Raw genomic sequence first — 18,964 nt, 5'->3', positions numbered from 1 at the left:
CATGGTCGAGCCGACTCCGGTCGAGCCCGCCGAGCCGGCAGCACCCGCAGCGTCGGCACCGATCGTCACGATGACCGGGATCGGCAAGACGTTCCCCGGCGTCACCGCCCTCACCGGGGTGGACTTCCAGCTGTTCCCGGGCGAGGTGCACGCCCTCATGGGCGAGAACGGCGCCGGCAAGTCCACCCTCATCAAGGTGCTCACCGGCGTCTACGAGGCCGACGCCGGCAGCATCGTGCTCGCCGGCGAGCAGGTGCGGTTCTCCGGTCCGCTGCGCGCGCAGGCGGCCGGGATCAGCACCGTGTACCAGGAGGTCAACCTCTGCCCCAACCTGTCGGTGGCGGAGAACATCTACCTCGGTCGCCAGCCGCGCAGCCTCGGTCGCATCCGCTGGGGCGACCTGCGCAAGCGGGCCCGCGACCTGGTGCGGCGCCTCGAGCTGGACATCGACGTGAACCGCCGGCTCGACACCTGCTCGCTCGCGGTGCAGCAGATGGTCGCGATCGCGCGGGCCATCGACCTCGACCCGAAGGTGCTGATCCTCGACGAGCCCACGTCGAGCCTCGACGCCGGCGAGGTCGCGCAGCTGTTCCGGGTCATGCGGAACCTGAAGGACCACGGCATCGCGATGCTGTTCGTCACCCACTTCCTCGACCAGGTCTACGAGGTGTCCGACCGGATCACCGTGCTGCGCAACGGCCGGCTGGTGGGGGAGTACGCCACCCGCGACCTGCCGCAGCTCGCGCTGGTCGAGAAGATGATCGGCAAAGAGCTCGAGGTGCTCGACCGGATCGAGGAGGCCGACAAGCGCCCGCCGGCGGCCCTGGAGGAGCACGAGGTCGTGGCCGAAGCCGAGGCTCTCGGTCGCAAGGGCTCGGTGGCGCCGTTCAGCCTGACCATCCACAAGGGACAGGTCGTGGGTCTCGCCGGTCTGCTCGGGTCGGGCCGCACCGAGCTGGCGCGGCTGTTCTTCGGCGCCGACAAGGCCGACACCGGACAGGTGAAGGTCGACGGCCGTCCGGCGGCGCTGCGCACCCCGGTGGCGGCGATCCAGCGCGACATCGCGTACTGCTCGGAGAACCGGGCCGCAGAGGGCCTGGTCGGCGAGCTGACCGTGCGGGAGAACATCATCCTCGCCATGCAGGCCGCCCGCGGCTGGGCCCGGCCGCTGCCCCGGCGCCGGCAGGACGAGCTCGTCGACAAGTGGATACAGACGTTGAGCATCCGCCCCGCCAACCCCGACCTGCCGGTGCGCAACCTCAGCGGCGGCAACCAGCAGAAGGTCGTGCTGGCGCGCTGGCTGATCACCGAACCGCGGCTGCTGATCCTCGACGAGCCGACCCGCGGCATCGACATCGGCGCCAAGGCCGAGATCCAGAAGCTGGTGGTCCAACTGTCCGACGGTGGCATGGCGGTGCTGTTCATCTCGGCGGAGCTGGAAGAGGTACTGAGGTTGAGCCACAAGGTGGTGGTGATGCGTGACCGCAGGGTCGTCGGCGAGCTGATCAACGACGACACCCTCGACGCCGACCGCGTCATGGAGGTCATCGCGAGCGGGGCCCGCTCATGAGCGAACGCTGGAAGACGCTCTCGGCGCACCACCTGTTCTGGCCGGTCGTGGTGCTGCTCGTGCTGGTCGTCGCGAACGTGGTCTACCGGCCGAGCTTCGTGTCGATCGAGGTGCGCGACGGGCACCTCTACGGCAGCCTCGTCGACATCGTGCGGCTGAGCGCGCCGCTGATCCTGGTGGGCCTCGGCATGACGCTCGTCATCGCCACCGGCGGCATCGACCTGTCGGTCGGTTCCATCGTGGCGATCTCCGGCGCGATGGCCTGCCTGCACATCAGCAACCAGCCCGACCAGAACGCGGTCGGCGGGGTGCTGGTCGCGGTGGTGCTGGGCGTGCTCCTGGCCACGCTGCTCGGCATCGGCAACGGGATCCTGGTGGCCGGCATCGGCATCCAGCCGATCATCGCGACGCTGATCCTGATGGTCGCCGGCCGCGGCCTGGCCCAGCTGATCACCGAGGGCCAGATCATCACGATCAACAGCTCGCCGTACAAGATGATCGGTGCCGGGTACGTGCTGGCCGTGCCGTTCGCGATCCTCATCGCGGCGGCGGTCACCGCCCTCACGTGGGCGCTGACCCGCCGGTCCGCGCTCGGAATGATCATCGAGTCGGTCGGCGGCAACGCCGAGGCGAGCCGGCTCGCCGGCATCCGGTCCCGTCGCTTCATGCTGTTCGTCTACGCGTTCAGCGGTCTGTGCGCCGGGATCGCCGGGCTCATGGTGACCTCCGACGTGTCGAGCGCCGACGGCAACAACGCCGGCCTGTGGATCGAGCTCGACGCGATCCTCGCGGTGGTGATCGGCGGCACGTCGCTCGTCGGCGGCCGGTTCTCGATCAGCGGCACCGTGATCGGCGCGATCCTCATCCAGACCCTGACGACCACGGTGTACGCGATGAACATCTCCACCCAGACCTCGTTGCTGTTCAAGGCGATGGTCGTGATCGCGGTGTGCCTGATCCAGGCGCCGAAGTTCCGCGCGGCGCTGGGCCGCCGTCGCCGGAGACCACCGACCGCGCCGGCGCCCACCGACAAGCTCACCAAGAAGGTGGAGGTTCCGGCATGAGCGCCGAAACGCAGTGCAGGCGGCTGTGCCGGGCTCTTGTGCGGGATTTCGGAGGTACGGCGTGACGACCGTCGAGGCAGCGCGGCAGACGAAGGGGTTCCACGTGCCGCGCCGGCTCGTGCCGGTGCTCGCCACCGGTGCGCTGCTGCTGGTGATGTACGCGATCGGCATCTCGCAGTACCAGGCGTTCTCCGACCCGCAGGTCCTGCTGAACATCTTCATCAACCGCGGTTTCCTGCTCGTGGTCGCGGTCGGGATGACGTTCGTGCTGCTGACCGGCGGCATCGACCTGTCGGTCGGCTCCGTCGTCGCGATGACCGCGATGGTGTCGGCGTGGATGCTGGAGGGCGGCACCGTACCGGCCTGGCTCGTGCTCGTGGTGGCGCTGCTCATCGGTCCCACACTGGGTTTCCTCATGGGCTGTGTCATCCACTTCTTCGACATCCAGCCGTTCATCGTGACGCTCGCGGGGATGTTCTTCGCGCGGGGCATGTGCACGTTCATCAGCAAGGAGTCGATCCCGATCAAGGACCCGGCGTGGGTGAAGACCGCGCAGGCGCGCATCCACATCGGCGACAACTTCATCTCGCCGGCCGTGCTCGTCGTGTTCGCGGTCGTGCTGGTCGCCGCGGCCGTCCTCGCCTACACCCGGTTCGGACGCAACGTGTACGCGATCGGCGGCGACCAGCAGTCGGCGCTGCTGATGGGCCTGCCGGTCGGGCGCACGAAGATCGCGGTCTACACGATCAGCGGGCTCTGCTCGGCGATCGGCGGCGTCCTGCTGAGCCTCTACACGCTCTCGGGCGACCCGCTCATCGGCATCGGCCTGGAACTCGACGTGATCGCGGCCGTGGTCATCGGCGGCACGCTGCTCACCGGTGGCTCCGGCTACGTGTTCGGCACGGTGCTCGGTGTGCTGGTGCTCGGCGTCATCCAGACCCTCATCACGTTCGACGGCACGCTGAACTCGTGGTGGACCCGCATCGTCATCGGCGGGCTGCTCTTCGCGTTCATCCTGCTGCAGCGGCTCATCGGCGCCGCGCCGCGGGCCACGAGCGCGGGCGGATGAGGTCTCAGAAATGTCCGCCGAAGCCCGTGTCGCCGGTGTAGCTGGTCGGCCAGCTTCCGCCGCCGCGCCCGTCGTCGTCCCCTGATCCGGGACGCGCGGGGCGCGGTGGCGGCGGCGGGAACGGGTTCGGGCGACCCTCCTCCTCGGCGATCTCACGGAACCGGTGGGCGATGTACACCATCCCCGTGATCCTCCGGTCCTCGTAGGGAGGGCCGTCGAGGAACTCGCGGAGCAGCCGGCCGTCGGGGTCGTGCCGGTCGTACCCTGGCCAGTCGCGGGTCCAGAACAGGTGCGCGGCGCGCCAGCGCGGGTCGTCGGTGTGCCCACCGGTCTCCGCCCACGCCGCGAGCGCCTCCTCGTTGCCGCCCATCGCCGACCGGCGGACGACCTCGGCCATCGGCCCCGGTCGGCGCAGCGCCCGGCGGAGCCGGTCGGCGACGTCGGTCGGCGGGTCGGTGCGTAGCGCGGCCTCGATCCGTTGGTACAGCTGCCAGTCGTCGTGACCGTCGAGCAGGTCGAACCGGTCCATGACGACCGCGAGCAGCGCCGCGTCGGTGTCGTCGCCGGCCTCGGTGGGTCGGCGGGGGAGCATCGGGTTGGCACGCAGGACCGCCAGCAACAGCTCGTTCGTCCACAGGGGACGATCGGAGGACGTGAGACCGGAGACGAACGCCCGCTCGACCGCGTCGAGCAGGTCGGGCTGGTCGGTGCGGGCGAGGACGTCGGCGAGCTCTCGGTCTCCGTGGCCGACCGCGGCCTCGACGACGAGCCCGGCCCTTCCCGCCCCGTCGTCGAGCGCCGCGACGAGGCGGACCCGGGGCTCGTGGCGGGCGGCCGGGTCGGGGGCGAGAATGAGGTCACGGGCCGGCGCGGGAAGCGGTCCGTCGAGGTGGTCCAGCCGCCCCCAGTGGTGCCCGTCGCCCCGGGCGAGCAGCCACATGCCCTGCCAGACGCCGGTGCGGGCGTCGCCACCGGCCGACCATGCGCGGTCGAGGCCGGACCGGGCCAGCTCGGCCACGCGCGGGTCCCGGGCGTCGTACAGGGTCCGCAGGACCGGCTCGGCGTCGGTGTATCTGTGGCCGGTCACCATGCCCCGGACGAGGTAACGGACCGCGAGCCGCGCCAGCGGACCGCGACCCCGCGCGGCGAGGCGCTCGATCCCGCGCAGGACGCGGTGGGTGAGCCGGCTCGCCGTCCTGCCCCAGGGGGCGTGGTACAGCTGGCCGAACGCGTTGCGCCGCATCCGACCCATTGTGCTCTACGGTGGGTGCCGTGACCGGTGTGACGCAGGTGCGGCCAGCGCGGCCCGGCGACGCGGACGCCATCGCACGGATCTGGTGGGACGGGTGGCGCGACGGCCACCTCGGCAACGTCCCCGACGAGCTGGTCGCCGTGCGCACCGGGGAGTCGTTCACGCGGCGGGCCGCGGAGCGGGTCGACGGTACGGCGGTCGCCACCGTCGACGGGGAGGTCGCCGGGTTCGTCATGGTGGTCGGCGACGAGGTGGAGCAGGTCTACGTGTCGCCGGGGCACCGGGGTACGGGTGTGGCGGCCGTGCTGCTCGCCGAGGCGGAGCGGCAGGTGGCGGCCGGTGGCCACGGCCGGGCCTGGCTCGCCGTCGTCGCCGGGAACACGCGGGCCCGCCGCTTCTACGAGCGCCACGGCTGGGCCGACGAGGGGCCGTTCGAGCACCACGCGCCCGGCGGCGTCGCGGTACCGGCGCACCGCTACGTGAAGCGGGTGTGACCGCGCCGCACCGTCCTGCTCCGGTGTCCGTCGCGGTGCCGGCGACCCCGGCAACCTGACGGCACCCGGGCCCGCTCCCGCCGCGTCGTCCGGGTACGACGAGGGATCCCCCCGTGGGGCGACGACGGCGTGCGGCCCGCGGTCGCACGATGGACCCCGTTGCCGGTTCACGGGGAGGCAGGTTCATGGCGGTGTTGAGACCAGGGCGATGGGTGCGCCATCTCGCGGTCCCGGCGGTGGCTTCGCTGGCCGCGCTCACGACAGCGCTCACGACGGCGCCTGCCATCCCGGCGGCTGCCGGAACGGTCGCGGCCGGACCACGCGCGGACACCGACGTGATCGTGGCCTACACCGACGCGGCGGCCGCGGAGCGGGCGGTCGCCGCGGTCGGCGGCACCACCACGCGCCGCCTCGACCTGGTCGACAGCATCGCCGCGACGGTGCCGGCGAGCGGCCTGCGCGGGCTGGCGACGGCGTCGGGCGTGCGCACGGTGACACCCGACGGCTCCGTGCGGCTGAAGGCCGCCCGGTGGCGTGCCGACACCGACGAGAACTCGCTCTACAGCATCGAGGCGGGCAACGGGGCACAGCGGGTCTGGACCATGAAGGACGCGGCCGGACGCACCGTCACCGGCAAGGGCGTGGGCGTGGCGCTGATCGACTCCGGGATCTCGCCGGTCGAGGGGCTCAACGCGCCCGGCAAGGTGGTCAACGGGCCCGACCTGTCGCTGGAGGCGCCCGCGGTGGTCACCCGGCACCTCGACACGTTCGGGCACGGCACGCACATGGCCGGCATCATCGCCGGTCGCGACACCGCGGTGAGGGCCGGCTACGAGAGCGACCCGAGGAACTTCACCGGGGTCGCGCCCGACGCCACGCTGATCAACGTGAAGGTGGCGGCCGCCGACGGCGCGGTCGACGTCTCGCAGGTGATCGCCGCGATCGACTGGGTGGTGGCGCACCGCAACGACGCCGGGCTGAACATCCGCGTGCTGAACCTGTCGTTCGGCACCGACTCGGCGCAGGACCCGCGGCTCGACCCGCTGTCGCACGCGGTCGAGGCGGCGTGGCGGCTCGGCATCGTGGTGGTGGTCGCGGTCGGGAACGACGGTCCCACCGCCACGCGGGTCTCGATGCCGGCGGCCAACCCGTACGTGATCGCGGTGGGCGGCGCCGATCCGCGCGGCACCGCGGTGCGCACCGACGACATCGTCGGCGACTTCAGCACCCGGGGCAGCGCCACGCGGCACGCCGACCTGCTCGCCGCCGGGAAGTCCGTGGTGTCGCTGCGCGTGCCCGGCTCGTACATCGACATCAACTACCCGACCGGCCGGCTGCCCAGCGACCCGGCACAGCGGCTGTTCCGCGGGTCGGGCACGTCGCAGGCGACGGCCGTGGTCTCCGGTGCGGCGGCGCTGCTGCTGCAGCAGCGGCCCACGCTCACGCCCGACCAGGTCAAGCGGCTGCTGATGACCACCACCGACAAGATGCCGACGGCCGACCCGATCTCGGCGGGCGAAGGGCAGCTCAACATCGCGGCCGCGGCCGCCGCCCCGACGCCGGCGTACGTGCAGACCTGGCCCGCGTCGCGGGGCACCGGGACGCTGGAGGGCGCGCGCGGGTCCGCGCACATCGCCGACCCGGTCACCGGGGTCGAGCTGCGGGGCGAGCGCGACATCATGGGCTCCTCGTGGAACCCGGGGGTGTGGAGCGCGGCGGCGCTGACGGCGCGCACCTGGTCGGGTGGGGTGTGGAACGGTCGCACCTGGTCGGGCTCGTCGTGGTCGGGGTACTCGTGGACCTCGCGCACGTGGAGCAGCGCGCTGTGGACCGGGACGACCTGGACGGGCGCGCTGTGGAGCTCGCGCACGTGGAGCGACGCGGTGTGGGACGGGCGTACGTGGTCGGCGCGCACGTGGTCGGCCAGGACCTGGTCGGCGCGGACGTGGAGCGGCAGCTGCTGGACCTGACCGCCTCGGGGGCGGAGACCGCTGGTCGTGGCCGGGGGCGACGGCTGGCGGTCGTCGCCCCCGGGCCCGGGTGGGTGCAGCGGCGGCTGGCGGTCCTGGCCCCGGGGTGGGTGGAACCCCCCAATCGCGGGTTCTGCTTTGGGGGAACCGCAAATTCCGCTTTTGAGGATCTAGGGCGGTCACCGTGACGCGGACGCGTTCCGTAGCATGTGCGGGTGCAGGAGCCGCCGTCACACACGTTCCAGGTCGATCTTCGCGGGCTGGTGGATCTGCTGTCCCACCACCTGTACTCCAGTCCCCGCGTGTACGTGCGGGAGCTGCTGCAGAACGCGGTCGACGCGGTCACCGCGCGCCAGCGCACCGAGCCCGACGCGCCGTCGGAGATCCGGCTGACGGTGCTGCCCGGGGCGTTGCGGGTCGACGACCCCGGCATCGGGCTGACCGAGGCCGACGTGCACAGGTTCCTCGCCACGATCGGCAGCAGCTCCAAGCGGGACGACCTCGCCGGGGTGGAGGTGGCCCGGCGGGAGTTCCTCGGGCAGTTCGGCATCGGTCTGCTGGCGTGCTTCGTGGTCGCCGACGAGATCACGGTGGTCAGCCGGTCGGCGGTCGATCCGGCGGCCACCCCGGTGGAGTGGCGGGCCACGTCCGACGGGGCGTACACCGTGCGCACGCTGCCCGCCGACGCCCGCGCGGAGGCCGGCACCACGGTCACCGTCACGGCGCGGCACGGTGCCGAACCGTGGTTCACCGCCGAGCGGGTCACCGAGCTCGCGGGGTCGTTCGGGGCGCTGCTGCGGCACGAGATCCGGGTGGTCGCCGACGGCGTCACCACGACCGTGAACCGCACCCCGGCGGTATGGGACCGCGACCACCCCACGCCCGACGCGCGGCGGGCCGCCCTGCTCACCTACGGCTACGAGACGCTCGGGTTCGCCGCGCTCGACGTCGTCGACCTCGACCTGCCGCTGGTCGGGGTGCGGGGGGCCGCGTACGTCCTGCCGGTCGCGTCGAACCCGCTGGAGCGGGGCGGTCACCGCGTGTACCTCAAGGGCATGCTGCTCTCGGAGTCGGCCAGCAAGCTGCTGCCGGAGTGGGCGTTCTTCGCCCGCTGCGTGCTCGACGCGGAAGCGCTGCGTCCCACCGCGTCGCGCGAGGCCCTGTACGACGACGAGACCCTCGCCGCCGTGCGGGAGGCGCTCGGCGAACGGATCCGCGGCTGGCTCACCGGGCTCGCCGCCACCGACCCCGAGCGGCTGGAACGGTTCCTGTCCGTGCACCAACTCGGCGTCAAGGCGCTGGCCGTGCACGACGACGAACTGCTGCGCACCATGCTGCCGTGGCTGCGGTTCGAGACCACCGCCGGCACGCTCAGCCTCGCGGAGCTGGCCCGCCGGCACCCGGTGGTGCACCTGGCCCGCACCGTCGAGGAGTTCCGCCAGGTGTCCGCGATCGCGTCGGCGCAGGGGCTCGGCGTGGTCAACGGCGGCTACACCTACGACGCCGAGCTCGTCGAGAAACTGCCGACGGTGGCACCGGGAACGTCGGTCGTCCCGCTCGCCGCCGACGCGGTGGTCGCGCACCTCGACGCCGTGCCCGCCGACCGCGAGCTCGCCGTCGCCGCGTTCCTCGCCGCCGCCCGGGCCCGGCTCGACAAGCTCGACTGCGACGTGGTGCTGCGAGCGTTCCACCCGGTGACCGTGCCGGCCCTCTACCTCGACAGCCGGGAGGCGCTGCACGAGCGCTCGCGGGCGCAGGCGGAGGCGGAGGCCGATCCACTGTGGACGGAGATCCTGTCGAACCTGCGCTCGACCGCGCCACGCGCGCAGCTCGTGCTCAACGACCACAACCCGGTGGTGCGCACGGTCGCCGCCCTCACGGAGCCCGAACTGCGCGACACCGCCGTCGACGCGTTGTACGGCCAGGCCCTCCTGATGACCCACCGTCCACTTCGGACGACCGAGTCGGCGTTGCTCAACCGCGCCCTCGGAGACCTGCTCACATGGGCGGCCGACCAGACCCGGACCAGGGAGGCGTAAGTGGACGCGCAACAGGTGCACGAGGCGTTGCGGGACAACGCCACGAGGCCCTACGGGCCGGCGCGCAGCGCCCGGGCCGAACAGCTCGTCGAACTCGCGGCGCAGACCGGCGACCGGCCGATGCTGGTGCACGCGCTGCAGGCGCTCATCACCGCCTACGAGTACGACGGCACCTCCGACCGCATGCTCGTGCCGTTCGCGCGGGTCCTGAAGATGTGGGACGAGCGGCCCGAGGACTTCGACGAGGAGGCCGCCCACGGCCTGCACTGGCACTTCAAGTGGGTCAGCGCCGGGCTGATCTGGCAACCGAACGTGCCGCTCGCCACGATCGAGCGCTGGCTCGACGAGATGGAGCGCCGGTACCGGCTCGCCGGCTACGGCACGCAGGCCGTCCACGCGTGCCGCCACTACGTCGCCGCCCACCTCGGCGACACGGAGGCCGCCGCCACGCACTTCGACCGGTGGGTCACCGCCGAACGCGACGACATGGCCGACTGCGAGGCGTGCGAACGCCACAACCGCGGCGACTGGCTGACCATGCGCGAGCAGGACCTCGAGGCGGTACGCACCTGGCAGGCGGTGACCGACGGGCACCTGGTCTGCGCCGAGGAGCCGCACCGCGTGCTGGCCAAGACGCTCCTGCCCCTGCTGCGCCTCGGCCGCGCCGACGAGGCACGCGCCAACCACCTGCGCGGCTACCGGATGGTGCGGGGCAACCCCAACCTGCGCTCGAGCGTGGGGGAGCACCTGGAGTTCGCGGCCCTCACCGGCAACGAGGGCCGGGCGCTGGAGATCCTCGCCGACCACGCCACCTGGCTCACCCTCGGCGGTGACGAACCGGTGCGGTACCGCCTGTTCTACCTGGAGGCGGTCGTGGTGCTGCTGCGCCGCCTGGTCGCGCTCGGGCAGGGTGACCTGGAGCTGCCCACGCCGCGCGGCGAGACCCCGACCACCACGGTGGCGGCGCTGCTGCCGGCCGTCGACGCCGAGGTCGACACGATCGTCGCCACGTTCGACAAGCGCAACGGCACCACGTCGGTCAGCGAGCGGTCCGCGGCGCGCCGCGCGCAGGAGCCGCTGCTCGGGTCGCTGCCGCTCGGGCTGCGCGCCGGCACGGCCGTCCCGTCGCCGGTCCGGGAGAAACCCGACGAGCGCGCCGCCGACGGCCCGGCCCCCGACGACGCCGAGGCGCTGATCGCCGAGGCGACCCGGCTGTCGGAGGCACACGACCCGCGGGCGCACGCGGCGTGGGAGCGCGTCGCGGCGACCGGTGCCGACCTGCCGCCGCTCGTGCGGGCGCGGATCGCCGAGAGCCGCGTGCTGGAACGGGCCGACGAGGACCCGGTCGGCGTCGGCGCGGACTTCCTCGCGGTCGCGCGGGAGTTCGGCATCGCCGGCGACGCCGGACGCGAGGCGGTCAACCGGGCGCGGGCCGGGCTCGGCGCGCTCATCGGCGGCGCCGAACCGCCGCCGGGCACCGACCCCGCGGAGGTCCTGGCCGAGGTGACCGCGCTGCACGAGGCGGGCGAGGCCACCCGGAACACGCTGTGGGTGGCGCGGTTCTGCCACGTGCAGAGCCTGTTTCTCGGCTGGGCGCGGGCGCCGGAGGGCCGCGACCCCGACGACCCGGCGCGCGCCGAACTCGACCGGGTGCTCACCGACCTGCTGACCGAAGCGTCGGAGCTGCCGTTCGAACAGGGCTCGCTGCTGCACATCAGGGCGCAGGTCGCGCTGGCGGAAGGCGACCCGCGACAGGCGCTGGACGTGCTACCGCGGGCCGCCGAGAAGTTCCTCGCCGCGGGGGCGGTGAACCGGGCGGCCGACTCGCTGCAGTTGCTGGCCGAGGTCACGATGCGCGGCGGCGACCCGCGCGCGGCCGAGGCGCACCTCGAGCGGGCCCGCGCCGTCGGTGGCGACCGGCTCGACGCCGACACCCGCGGCCGGATCGCCGCGCTGCTGGCCGAGATCTACGTGATGCTGGGCGGGCGCGACGGCGACGCCGTCGGGTCGGCGCTCACCGCCGCGCACCTGCTCGACGACAGCGACCCGGTCGTCGCGGCGCGCGCCCGCATGGTCGCGGTGTTCGCGTTCCGCCGCGGCGGCCGGCCGGCGGAGGCGGCGGCGCTGCTGGAGTCGATGCTCCCCGACGTCGACCGGCGCGGCGACGAGCAGGAGATCGTGCACGTGCGTCAGGTGTATGGAGAGTGCCTGACCGACCTCGGCGAGTTCCGCGCGGCGGCCGAGGAGCTGATCGCCGCGGCCCGTATGGTCGCCGACCGGCCCGACCAGCGCGAGCACGCGGCCCTGGTGCACGCGGCCGCGAACGCGCTCGACGGCGCCGGCATGTCCGACGAGGCCGGGCGCACGTTCGACCGGGCCGCCGCGCTGTGGCGCACGGTCGGCGACCGCGACGCAGAGATCCGCGCCGTGCGCGGCCACGCGTGGACACTCGTGCAGGGCGACGAACCCGACTGGCCGGGCGCGCTGGAGATGCTCGACTCGGTGGCCGCCGAGTCGGCCGAACCCGGCTACGAGTACTACGAGACGCTGCGCCAGACCACGCACCTGGTGCTGAACTGGCCCTCGGAGGACCGGTCGGAGAAGCTGGCCGCGCGGGCACTCGACCTCGCCGACACCGCCGCCGACGGCTTTCTCCGGCTCGACGAACCGGGCGTCGCGACCCAGACCCAGTTCACCGCCGCGAACCTCGAGGCGTGGGGACTGGGCCGGGTCGACGAGGCACGCGCCCGCCTCACCGCGCTCCGCGACCGGCACCGGGCGGCCGGCCGCTCCGAGCTGGCGGCGAAGTGCGAGGACTTCCTGGAGCACCTAGAACCGTAGGGACTCCAGGTACCGGTAGCCGTTGCGCGCGGTGTCCAGCGCCTGGGCGGGCGTGCGGGGCGGGCTGCCGGCGTCGTCGCGTTCGACGATGTACTCGACCAGCCCCGCGGTGCGGGCGTGCTCGAAGATCCGGCCGAAGTCGATGAGACCCGCGCCGGGGTCGGCGAAGCTCGCGTTGACGTCCATGTCCTTGACGTGCACCTGCCGGATGCGCCCGCGGTGGCGCTGGATGAGGTCGACCGGGTCGGCGGTGCCGCGCCAGGCCCAGAACAGGTCGACCTCCAGGTGCACCAGGTCGGAGTCCGTCTCCGCGGTGAGGATGTCGAAGCCCCGCCTGCCGTCGTTCTGGCGGACGAACTCGAGCTGGTGATTGTGGTAGCCGAAGCTCAGCCCGGCCCGCTTCGCCAGCGCGCCGGCCCGGTTGAGGTCGCGGGCGAACGCGCGGTAGACGGCGGCGTCGCGGATCGGCTGACCGGCGGAGTCGAGCCCGAAGAACGGGTGCACGACGTACCGGTTGCCGACGATGTTGGCGTCCTCGAGCGCGCGCTGCCAGGTGGCGGCGTCGAACGGCTGCGGAATGCCGACGTGTCCCGACGTGGCGCGCAGCCCGGCGGTGTCGAGCGCGGCCCGGAACTGCGCCGCGGTGCGACCGACGAAGCCGGCGTGCTCGACCCGGGTGTAGCCGATCCGGCGCAGCTCGGCGAGGCTGCCCGGCAGGTCGATCTGGAGCTGGTCGCGCAGGGTGTACAGCTGGACGCTGATGCGGTCGCGGGGAACGCGGTCGCTGGTGCCGCCGCCCCTTTCCGCGTCGGGGTCGGGCGCCGCGGCGGCGGGTGCGGCGCCCGCGAGGGCCGCGGTGGTCGCGGCGGCGGCGCCTGCTCCGGCCGCGAGGACGGTGCGGCGGGTGACGGACGTGGGCTGCTCGGACTCGGTCATGGTGCCCCTGCCTCCGGTCTTGCACGTTGACGGCTGTCGATCAGGGCCACCGTACGGTACCGCTGCGATCAACAAAAGATGTCCATGCTTCGACGAAAGCCTCACAATGGGCACCATGAAGGCCCTGGGCTGGCTCGCCGCCGCCGCCGCGTCGGCGCTCCTCGCCGGGTTCCTGCAGGGGCGGCTGTCGGTGTTCTGGTTCTACGTCGCCCTGCCGTTCGCGTTCGCCGGGGTCGTCGGGCACGTGGTCGCGGCGGCGTGGCCGGTGCGCGCCGGTCAGCTGCGGGACGAGCGGGCCGGCTGGTGGGCGCGGCCGCTCCTGGGTCTGCTCGTCGGCGTGGTCGGGTTCGTGGCCGCGGCCGGGTACGGCGGGAACCACCTGGTCTGGTTCGGTCAGCGGGTCACCGCCGAGGTCACCGCCACCCGTCAGGTGTGCGGCCAGAACATGCCGCGGTGCGTGACGGACCCGCGGGCGGCGGTGGACGGCGAGGACCTCGGCTGGGCGCGCATGTGCGGGGAACCCACCCGCGACACGGTCGAGGTGGTCGCCGACCCGTGGGGCTGGATCCCGCCGCGGTCGCCGGCGTGCGGGTCCGGGTCGGGGTTCCCGTGGTCGATGCGGCTGTGGCTCGCCGGGCTGGCCGCGATCGCGCTCGTCCAGCTCGTCGGCCATTTGCGGGTGCGGCGCCCTACCCTGTTCGGGTCCGTTCGAGGTGGCCCGTGACGGCGGCACGCTCCGTGTGGGGCGTCGTGCTCACGGCCGCGTACGCCAGTCCCATGATCATCACACACGCGATGACAGCGATCGGCGCGAGCAGTTCGAACGCCTCCAGCCCGTGCACGCGCGCACCGGGGTCGGTGAGCCGGACCTGGATCGCCCGCATGCCGGTGTAGTGCATGCTGCACACCGCGACCGCCATGAGCAGGGCGGCGCCGACCGTCGCGGCCGCGCCCCGCACGACGGCGGCGAAGCACAACGCGGTGGTCGCCGCGACGACCGCGATGCCCACCGACGCGGCGACGTAGCCGAGGTCGAACGAGATCCTCCCGCCGACGTCCATGGCGAGCATGCCGGTGTAGTGCATGGCGGCGATCCCGACGCCGGTGACGAAGCCGCCGGCGAGGATCTTCAGGGCACCGGGTCGGGTGAAGACCGCCGTGAAAAGTCCGACAGCGACGATGACGACCGCGATCGCGAAACTCAACACGGTGATGAGCAGGTCGTACCGCACCGGTGATTCCGGAACATCGAAACCGACCATTGCCATGAAGTGCATGAGCCAGATTCCGGTGCCACCCAGCGACAGCGCCGACAGGATGAGAAAGCGCACCCTGGTGAAACCGCGCGCGTCGCGGGCCCGGCGCGCCAGGACCAGGCTGAGCAGCGAGCCCAGGAACGACAGCACGAACGCGAGTACGGGATTCACCGACCCGTACGTGAAATGCTCTACCTCTGCCATGTATCCCCCGGAAAGCGCGACCTGTCGATCTACATCGACGGGTACGAAATCGTTGCGTCGTTGGTTGCGCGGATTTCGACGGGGATTCACATGGCTCGCGGAGTACGCAGGTCAGCCTTCTGTCGGTTTGGGGACACCCGCGTCGTCGTAGTGGAAGACCTGGTCGATCGGGACCTTGAACACGGCCGCGATCTGGAACGCCATCTCCAGCGACGGCGAGTACCGGGCCTGCTCGATCGCGATCACGGTCTGGCGGGTGACGTCGATGCGGCGGGCCAGTTCGGCCTGCGTCATCTCCCCGTGCTCGAACCGCAGCCGGCGGATCGAGTTGGTCACCCGGGTCGGTTTGCCCACGCGGTCAGCCGGTCCGGCTCATCCAGGCGCCCATGCCCCGGCGGTAGGCGACCACGCGCGCGGCGGCGCCGACCAGGGAGGCCACGGCGAACGCCGCGTACATCGCGTTGGCGATCCAGAAGTGGTCGGCGGCGAGGAGGGTCAACGCGAACGGGACGAGCATGCCGATGGCCAGCACGCTTCCGCCGACGTACTCGCCGAAGCGGCCGATGTCGCGGTCACGCACGTCCTTGCGGTACGTCTCACTGGGCCGGACCATCTCGACCAGGATCCGGACGATGATCGCCAGCACCATGGCCACACCCATGCTCCACAGCATCGGCGACCGGTAGGCCACGTCGGTGAGCGGGCCACCGTCGGCCCGGCTCAGGACCATGGCGACGTAGGCGGCGCAGGTGCCCGTGACCACGATCAGGTACACCCACGAGCCCTTCTCCTCGTACGACATGAGCGCTCCGATGTTAAGCAGCCTTGACATCAGCCAAGGTATGTCGGAGCGGACATGATGTCAATCATCCTTGACATTCCCCAGGACCCGCCGGTGGTACTCCGCGCGGACGGCCGGGTCGGTCGCGGCCACCTGGTCGGGGACCATCGCCCGCACCATCGCCTCCCGCAGCCGGCCCGGCAGCACGTCGCGCAGGCGCACCAGGGCGGCCACCCGCCGGGGCACCCATACCTCCGGTCGCGGCCGTCGGACGGTGGCCAGTACCGCCGCGGCCACATCGTCGGGACGCAGGCGGCGCACCCGTCCGTGTGCGGTGCCCGCCGCGAGCTCCGTCTCCACCACGGTCGGCAGGACGACCGAGACCCGCACGCCGGTGCCCCGCAGCTCGGCCCGCAGCGCGGTGCAGTACCCGAGCACGGCGTGCTTCGTGGCGGCGTACGTCGCCTCGCCCGCCGGGGCCACCCGGCTCGCCGCGGACGCGATCGTGACGAGGTGACCGCGTCCGCGCGCGACCATGTCCGGCACGGCCAGCCGCGCCCCGCGGATGACGCCGTGCACGTTGACGTCGAGCTGCCGGCGGGTCACCTCCTCGGGCTCCGCGGCGAACGGCCCGACCCACATGACCCCGGCGTTGCCGACGAGCACGTCCAGCGGACCGAACCGCTCGCGCGCCGCGGCGAGGAACGCGCGGTAGCTGGCGGTGCCGGTCACGTCGAGGTCGAAGCCCGCGGCGTCGCCCGGACCGCGCCGGGCCGCGGCCCCGGCCACCGAGCGCGCCGCGTCGCCGACGAGATCGCCGGCGCTGACCCGGGCACCGGCGGCCACGAGCGCACCGACGGTGGCCGCACCGATGCCCGCGCCGGCCCCGGTGACCGCGACGTGGAGCTCCATCCGCGTGACCCTACGCCCTTCGGCCGCATCGACCGAGCGTCGCCCGGACGGGCCGGTAAGGCTGACGCGCCCCGCGCTGACCCGCGGGGCGCGTCAGCGCTTCACCGCATCAGGGACGTCATGCGGTCGTTGTGCTGGCGCTGGAGCCGGGCGAGCTTGAACTCGGTCTCGTACTCCAGCGCCTGTTGGGCCACCCGCCGCTCGGCGAGGCTACGGGCCCGCTCGACGTCGGCGCGGAGGGTGGCGTCCTCGGTGACGCGCTCGTCGTGCTGGGCACTGCGGATCTCCCGCTCGATCTCCAGCTGGTGCAGGATGTCGCGGGCCCGTTCGCGCCGTTCCTGTTCGTACACGGTGTTGCCGGTCATCAGCTTGCCGAGCACCGGCAGCAGGTCGACGGCGAGGAACACGATCGTCACCATCAGGAGCAGGATCAGCGCACCGGTGTCGTGGCGTACCAGGTCGACCATCGCCTCGTGCCGCGACAGCAGACCGGTCGCGCCGTGCACGTCGGCGGCCCGGGTCTGTGCCGCGGCGGCGGTCTCGTCGGCCTCGGCCGACACCTCGGCCCGGCGTTCGTCCAATGTGGCCTGTGCGGTCGCCAGGTCTGCGACGGCCTTGTCGCGGTTGGCCCGCACCGTGTCGGCGTGCGCCTGCTTTCGCTGCCACACCTGGCCCTGCCCGATCAGGCGGGTGCCGCCGGTGCCCTGCATCTCCTGGTCGGCGGCGCGCTGCGCGGCGGCGTACTCGGCCTCCAGGACGCGCAGCGCCTCGGTGCGTTGCCGCACCGCCTCCTCCTCGACGACGAGCCGGCTCTCCACGGCCCGCTGCTCGGTCTCGACGACGGCGGTGTACCGGCTGGCGTTGGTCTCCGCGAGGCGCGCCTCGATGTCGGGTGCGAACAGCACCATGCAGGCGAAGTCGGCGACGACGACACCGATGAAGACGCTCACCAGCATCCGGCCCACGTACGGGACCACCGAGGACAGGCCGCCGGTGTCGACCCGCCGCGGCGCGCCGAGGATGACGCCGCGGTCGAACGCGAACAGCGTGAGACCCCAGAACACGCCGACGGGCACGATGAGCCACCACGACAGGTCGGTCGCGGTGGCGAGCGCGCTGATCGACGTCGCCGCCGCGATGACACCGACCGCGATGACAGTGACGCCGAGGGCCGCGTAGACCCCGCGCTCACCGGTGCGCGTCGCGAGAGCCGGTTCGGCGTTGCCCGCGGAGATGAGGACGTCACCGACGGCCGACCGCCGACCGACCGGCGGAGCGCCCGGGTCGCCGTCGCGACGGGGCTCGTCGAGCAGAGTCATCGAACACCCCCTGCTGTCAGGTCGCGGTCGCAGACCCAGGCTACGTCGCCGCCTCCGACGGGCGCTGGGGAATGCGCATCCGCGTGACGACCGCACGCCACAGCAGCAGCTGGGCGACGGCGAGCACGGTGGTGAACGGCAGCAGCGTCCACACGCCCATGCCCTGGGCCAGCGCGCCCGCGAACCAGGGGAACAGCGCACCACCCACCACGGAGAAGCCGTTGACCACACCGATGGCCGTGGGGACCAGCCGCGGCTCGACCACGTCGGGAACGACCGCGATCGCCGTGGGGAACAGTGGGCCCAGGAAGCACCCCATGAGCACGAGCGCCACAGTCACCACCACCCCGGCCGGCGCCAGCCATCCGAGCAGGGCTGTGCCCGTCACCCCGAAAAGACAGACGAACGACGTGCCCGCAGCCGACAGACCGACCCTGCCCGCGACGGGGCTGATGATGAAACGGCCCAGCGTCAACCCCAACCAGTAGCCGCTCACCGACCACCCCGCCGCGAGCGGACCCTGGCCGTGCTCCTCGGTGAGAAGGCTGTAGGCCCAGTTGCCGACGCCGATCTCCAGTCCAACGTAGACGGTGAGGAACGCGCCGGCGAACAGCACGGCCGGAACCCGGACCGCGTGACGCAGCAACGCCGGCCGCTCCTCGCCGGGCGGCTCCTGACGCGGGTAGGTCAGCAGGTAGCCGGCGATCACCGGGACCGCCACCAGCGCCAGTACCAGGTACACCATCGGCCAGCGGGCGAAGCCGAGCATCCAGGCGGCGAGCAGCGGACCGAGGAGCGCGCCCACGCCGAAGAACGCGTGCAACCGGTTGAGCAGCACGGTCGACCGTGGGAGGCCGGCCAGGTAGACGTTGAGCACCGACTCCAGGACACCGATGCCGAACCCCAGCACCAGCTGCACCAGCACGAGCACCAGGAACACCGGCCTGGTCGCGAGGTACAGCCACGACAGGACGACCGCGGCGCCGCCGGCCGCGAGCGTCGCGCGGACGCCGAACCGGTGCAGCAGCGGGCCGGCGGCGGCACCGGCCAGGAAGAAGCCGGCCGCGCCGGTGAAGAACGTCAGCCCGACCACCGCCTTGTCGACGCCGTAGTCGTCGATCTGGGCCGGCAGCAGCACCCCGCTGACACCCGCGGACAGGCCGGCGAGCACGAAGCCGGCGTACGCCAGCAGAACTCTCATGGATGTACATGCAACACAATGAAGGGCCGTCGCGCACCTAGTGACGAGGAGGTGCG

General features: G+C 72.7%; 16 protein-coding genes. 8 read left to right on the top strand and 8 right to left on the bottom strand.

Annotation, left to right across the window (positions count from 1 at the left end; genetic code table 11):
• The first annotated feature begins 1 nt into the window (after position 1).
• The 3 genes from Voc01_RS08540 (at position 2) to yjfF (ending at position 3,703) form a co-directional block, all read left to right on the top strand.
• Positions 2 to 1,570 (top strand): sugar ABC transporter ATP-binding protein, encoded by a 1,569-nt coding sequence (locus tag Voc01_RS08540; protein WP_203926744.1) that lies wholly within the window; start codon positions 2 to 4, stop codon positions 1,568 to 1,570.
• Positions 1,567 to 2,634: an ABC transporter permease gene (locus tag Voc01_RS08535; protein ID WP_203926743.1), complete on the top strand. Its 1,068-nt coding sequence runs from the start codon at positions 1,567 to 1,569 to the stop codon at positions 2,632 to 2,634. The genes Voc01_RS08540 and Voc01_RS08535 overlap by 4 nt, the downstream gene beginning before the upstream one ends.
• Positions 2,635 to 2,695: 61 nt before the next feature.
• Positions 2,696 to 3,703, top strand: coding sequence for a galactofuranose ABC transporter, permease protein YjfF (gene yjfF / locus Voc01_RS08530; protein WP_203926742.1), 1,008 nt, complete (start codon positions 2,696 to 2,698; stop codon positions 3,701 to 3,703).
• Positions 3,704 to 3,707: 4 nt separating this feature from the next.
• Here yjfF and Voc01_RS08525 read toward each other — a convergent pair whose 3' ends face one another.
• On the bottom strand, positions 3,708 to 4,946 hold the full coding sequence (locus Voc01_RS08525) for a hypothetical protein (RefSeq protein WP_203926741.1): 1,239 nt from the start codon (positions 4,944 to 4,946) through the stop codon (positions 3,708 to 3,710).
• Between the two features lie 29 nt (positions 4,947 to 4,975).
• Between Voc01_RS08525 and Voc01_RS08520 the strand changes: the two genes are divergently transcribed.
• From Voc01_RS08520 to Voc01_RS08505, 4 genes are all read left to right on the top strand, one after another.
• Positions 4,976 to 5,449, top strand: coding sequence for a GNAT family N-acetyltransferase (locus tag Voc01_RS08520; protein WP_203926740.1), 474 nt, complete (start codon positions 4,976 to 4,978; stop codon positions 5,447 to 5,449).
• A 236-nt stretch (positions 5,450 to 5,685) separates the two neighbouring features.
• On the top strand, positions 5,686 to 7,419 hold the full coding sequence (locus tag Voc01_RS08515; RefSeq protein ID WP_239160045.1) for a S8 family serine peptidase: 1,734 nt from the start codon (positions 5,686 to 5,688) through the stop codon (positions 7,417 to 7,419).
• Between the two features lie 215 nt (positions 7,420 to 7,634).
• A complete protein-coding gene (locus tag Voc01_RS08510; RefSeq protein WP_203926738.1) occupies positions 7,635 to 9,458 on the top strand; it encodes an HSP90 family protein in 1,824 nt (607 codons plus the stop codon).
• Positions 9,459 to 12,299: an ATP-binding protein gene (locus tag Voc01_RS08505; RefSeq protein ID WP_203926737.1), complete on the top strand. Its 2,841-nt coding sequence runs from the start codon at positions 9,459 to 9,461 to the stop codon at positions 12,297 to 12,299.
• Here the strand turns inward: Voc01_RS08505 and Voc01_RS08500 are convergent.
• Positions 12,288 to 13,235, bottom strand: a complete 948-nt coding sequence (locus tag Voc01_RS08500) for a sugar phosphate isomerase/epimerase family protein (RefSeq protein WP_203926736.1) — start codon at positions 13,233 to 13,235, stop codon at positions 12,288 to 12,290. The two genes, Voc01_RS08505 and Voc01_RS08500, sit on opposite strands and share 12 nt — an antisense overlap.
• A 115-nt stretch (positions 13,236 to 13,350) precedes the next feature.
• Between Voc01_RS08500 and Voc01_RS08495 the strand changes: the two genes are divergently transcribed.
• Positions 13,351 to 13,959, top strand: coding sequence for a hypothetical protein (locus tag Voc01_RS08495; protein WP_203926735.1), 609 nt, complete (start codon positions 13,351 to 13,353; stop codon positions 13,957 to 13,959).
• Here the strand turns inward: Voc01_RS08495 and Voc01_RS08490 are convergent.
• The 6 genes from Voc01_RS08490 to Voc01_RS08465 all read right to left on the bottom strand — a co-directional run bounded on the left by Voc01_RS08490 (position 13,925) and on the right by Voc01_RS08465 (position 18,908).
• The gene (locus tag Voc01_RS08490) at positions 13,925 to 14,695 is read right to left on the bottom strand and encodes an MHYT domain-containing protein (protein WP_203926734.1); all 771 of its coding nucleotides are present in this window, start codon (positions 14,693 to 14,695) and stop codon (positions 13,925 to 13,927) included. The genes Voc01_RS08495 and Voc01_RS08490 overlap by 35 nt on opposite strands.
• 111 nt (positions 14,696 to 14,806) lie before the next feature.
• Positions 14,807 to 15,049 (bottom strand): helix-turn-helix transcriptional regulator, encoded by a 243-nt coding sequence (locus Voc01_RS08485; protein ID WP_203926733.1) that lies wholly within the window; start codon positions 15,047 to 15,049, stop codon positions 14,807 to 14,809.
• Positions 15,050 to 15,053: 4 nt separating this feature from the next.
• Complete coding sequence (locus tag Voc01_RS08480; protein ID WP_203926732.1) at positions 15,054 to 15,527, bottom strand: hypothetical protein; 474 nt, start codon at positions 15,525 to 15,527, stop codon at positions 15,054 to 15,056.
• Between the two features lie 30 nt (positions 15,528 to 15,557).
• The gene (locus Voc01_RS08475; protein ID WP_203926731.1) at positions 15,558 to 16,388 is read right to left on the bottom strand and encodes an SDR family NAD(P)-dependent oxidoreductase; all 831 of its coding nucleotides are present in this window, start codon (positions 16,386 to 16,388) and stop codon (positions 15,558 to 15,560) included.
• 101 nt (positions 16,389 to 16,489) lie between these two features.
• On the bottom strand, positions 16,490 to 17,707 hold the full coding sequence (locus Voc01_RS08470; RefSeq protein WP_203926730.1) for a DUF4407 domain-containing protein: 1,218 nt from the start codon (positions 17,705 to 17,707) through the stop codon (positions 16,490 to 16,492).
• A 40-nt stretch (positions 17,708 to 17,747) separates the two neighbouring features.
• On the bottom strand, positions 17,748 to 18,908 hold the full coding sequence (locus Voc01_RS08465) for an MFS transporter (RefSeq protein WP_203926729.1): 1,161 nt from the start codon (positions 18,906 to 18,908) through the stop codon (positions 17,748 to 17,750).
• Between the last annotated feature and the right edge of the window lie 56 nt (positions 18,909 to 18,964).

This window comes from Virgisporangium ochraceum (assembly GCF_016863655.1).
Lineage (GTDB): Bacteria > Actinomycetota > Actinomycetes > Mycobacteriales > Micromonosporaceae > Virgisporangium > Virgisporangium ochraceum.
Note: the sequence above shows the minus strand (reverse complement) of the source record. Positions and strands in the feature narration are given on the sequence as shown.

Bases quoted from the DNA above. Each gene is read 5' to 3' on its own strand.
- Voc01_RS08540 (WP_203926744.1), top strand. From the start codon at position 2: ATGGTCGAGCCGACTCCGGTCGAGCCCGCCGAGCCGGCAGCACCCGCA.
- Voc01_RS08535 (WP_203926743.1), top strand. From the start codon at position 1,567: ATGAGCGAACGCTGGAAGACGCTCTCGGCGCACCACCTGTTCTGGCCG.
- Voc01_RS08525 (WP_203926741.1), bottom strand. From the start codon at position 4,946: ATGCGGCGCAACGCGTTCGGCCAGCTGTACCACGCCCCCTGGGGCAGG.
- Voc01_RS08500 (WP_203926736.1), bottom strand. From the start codon at position 13,235: ATGACCGAGTCCGAGCAGCCCACGTCCGTCACCCGCCGCACCGTCCTC.
- Voc01_RS08495 (WP_203926735.1), top strand. From the start codon at position 13,351: ATGAAGGCCCTGGGCTGGCTCGCCGCCGCCGCCGCGTCGGCGCTCCTC.
- Voc01_RS08490 (WP_203926734.1), bottom strand. From the start codon at position 14,695: ATGGCAGAGGTAGAGCATTTCACGTACGGGTCGGTGAATCCCGTACTC.
- Voc01_RS08480 (WP_203926732.1), bottom strand. From the start codon at position 15,527: ATGTCAAGGCTGCTTAACATCGGAGCGCTCATGTCGTACGAGGAGAAG.
- Voc01_RS08475 (WP_203926731.1), bottom strand. From the start codon at position 16,388: ATGGAGCTCCACGTCGCGGTCACCGGGGCCGGCGCGGGCATCGGTGCG.
- Voc01_RS08470 (WP_203926730.1), bottom strand. From the start codon at position 17,707: ATGACTCTGCTCGACGAGCCCCGTCGCGACGGCGACCCGGGCGCTCCG.
- Voc01_RS08465 (WP_203926729.1), bottom strand. From the start codon at position 18,908: ATGAGAGTTCTGCTGGCGTACGCCGGCTTCGTGCTCGCCGGCCTGTCC.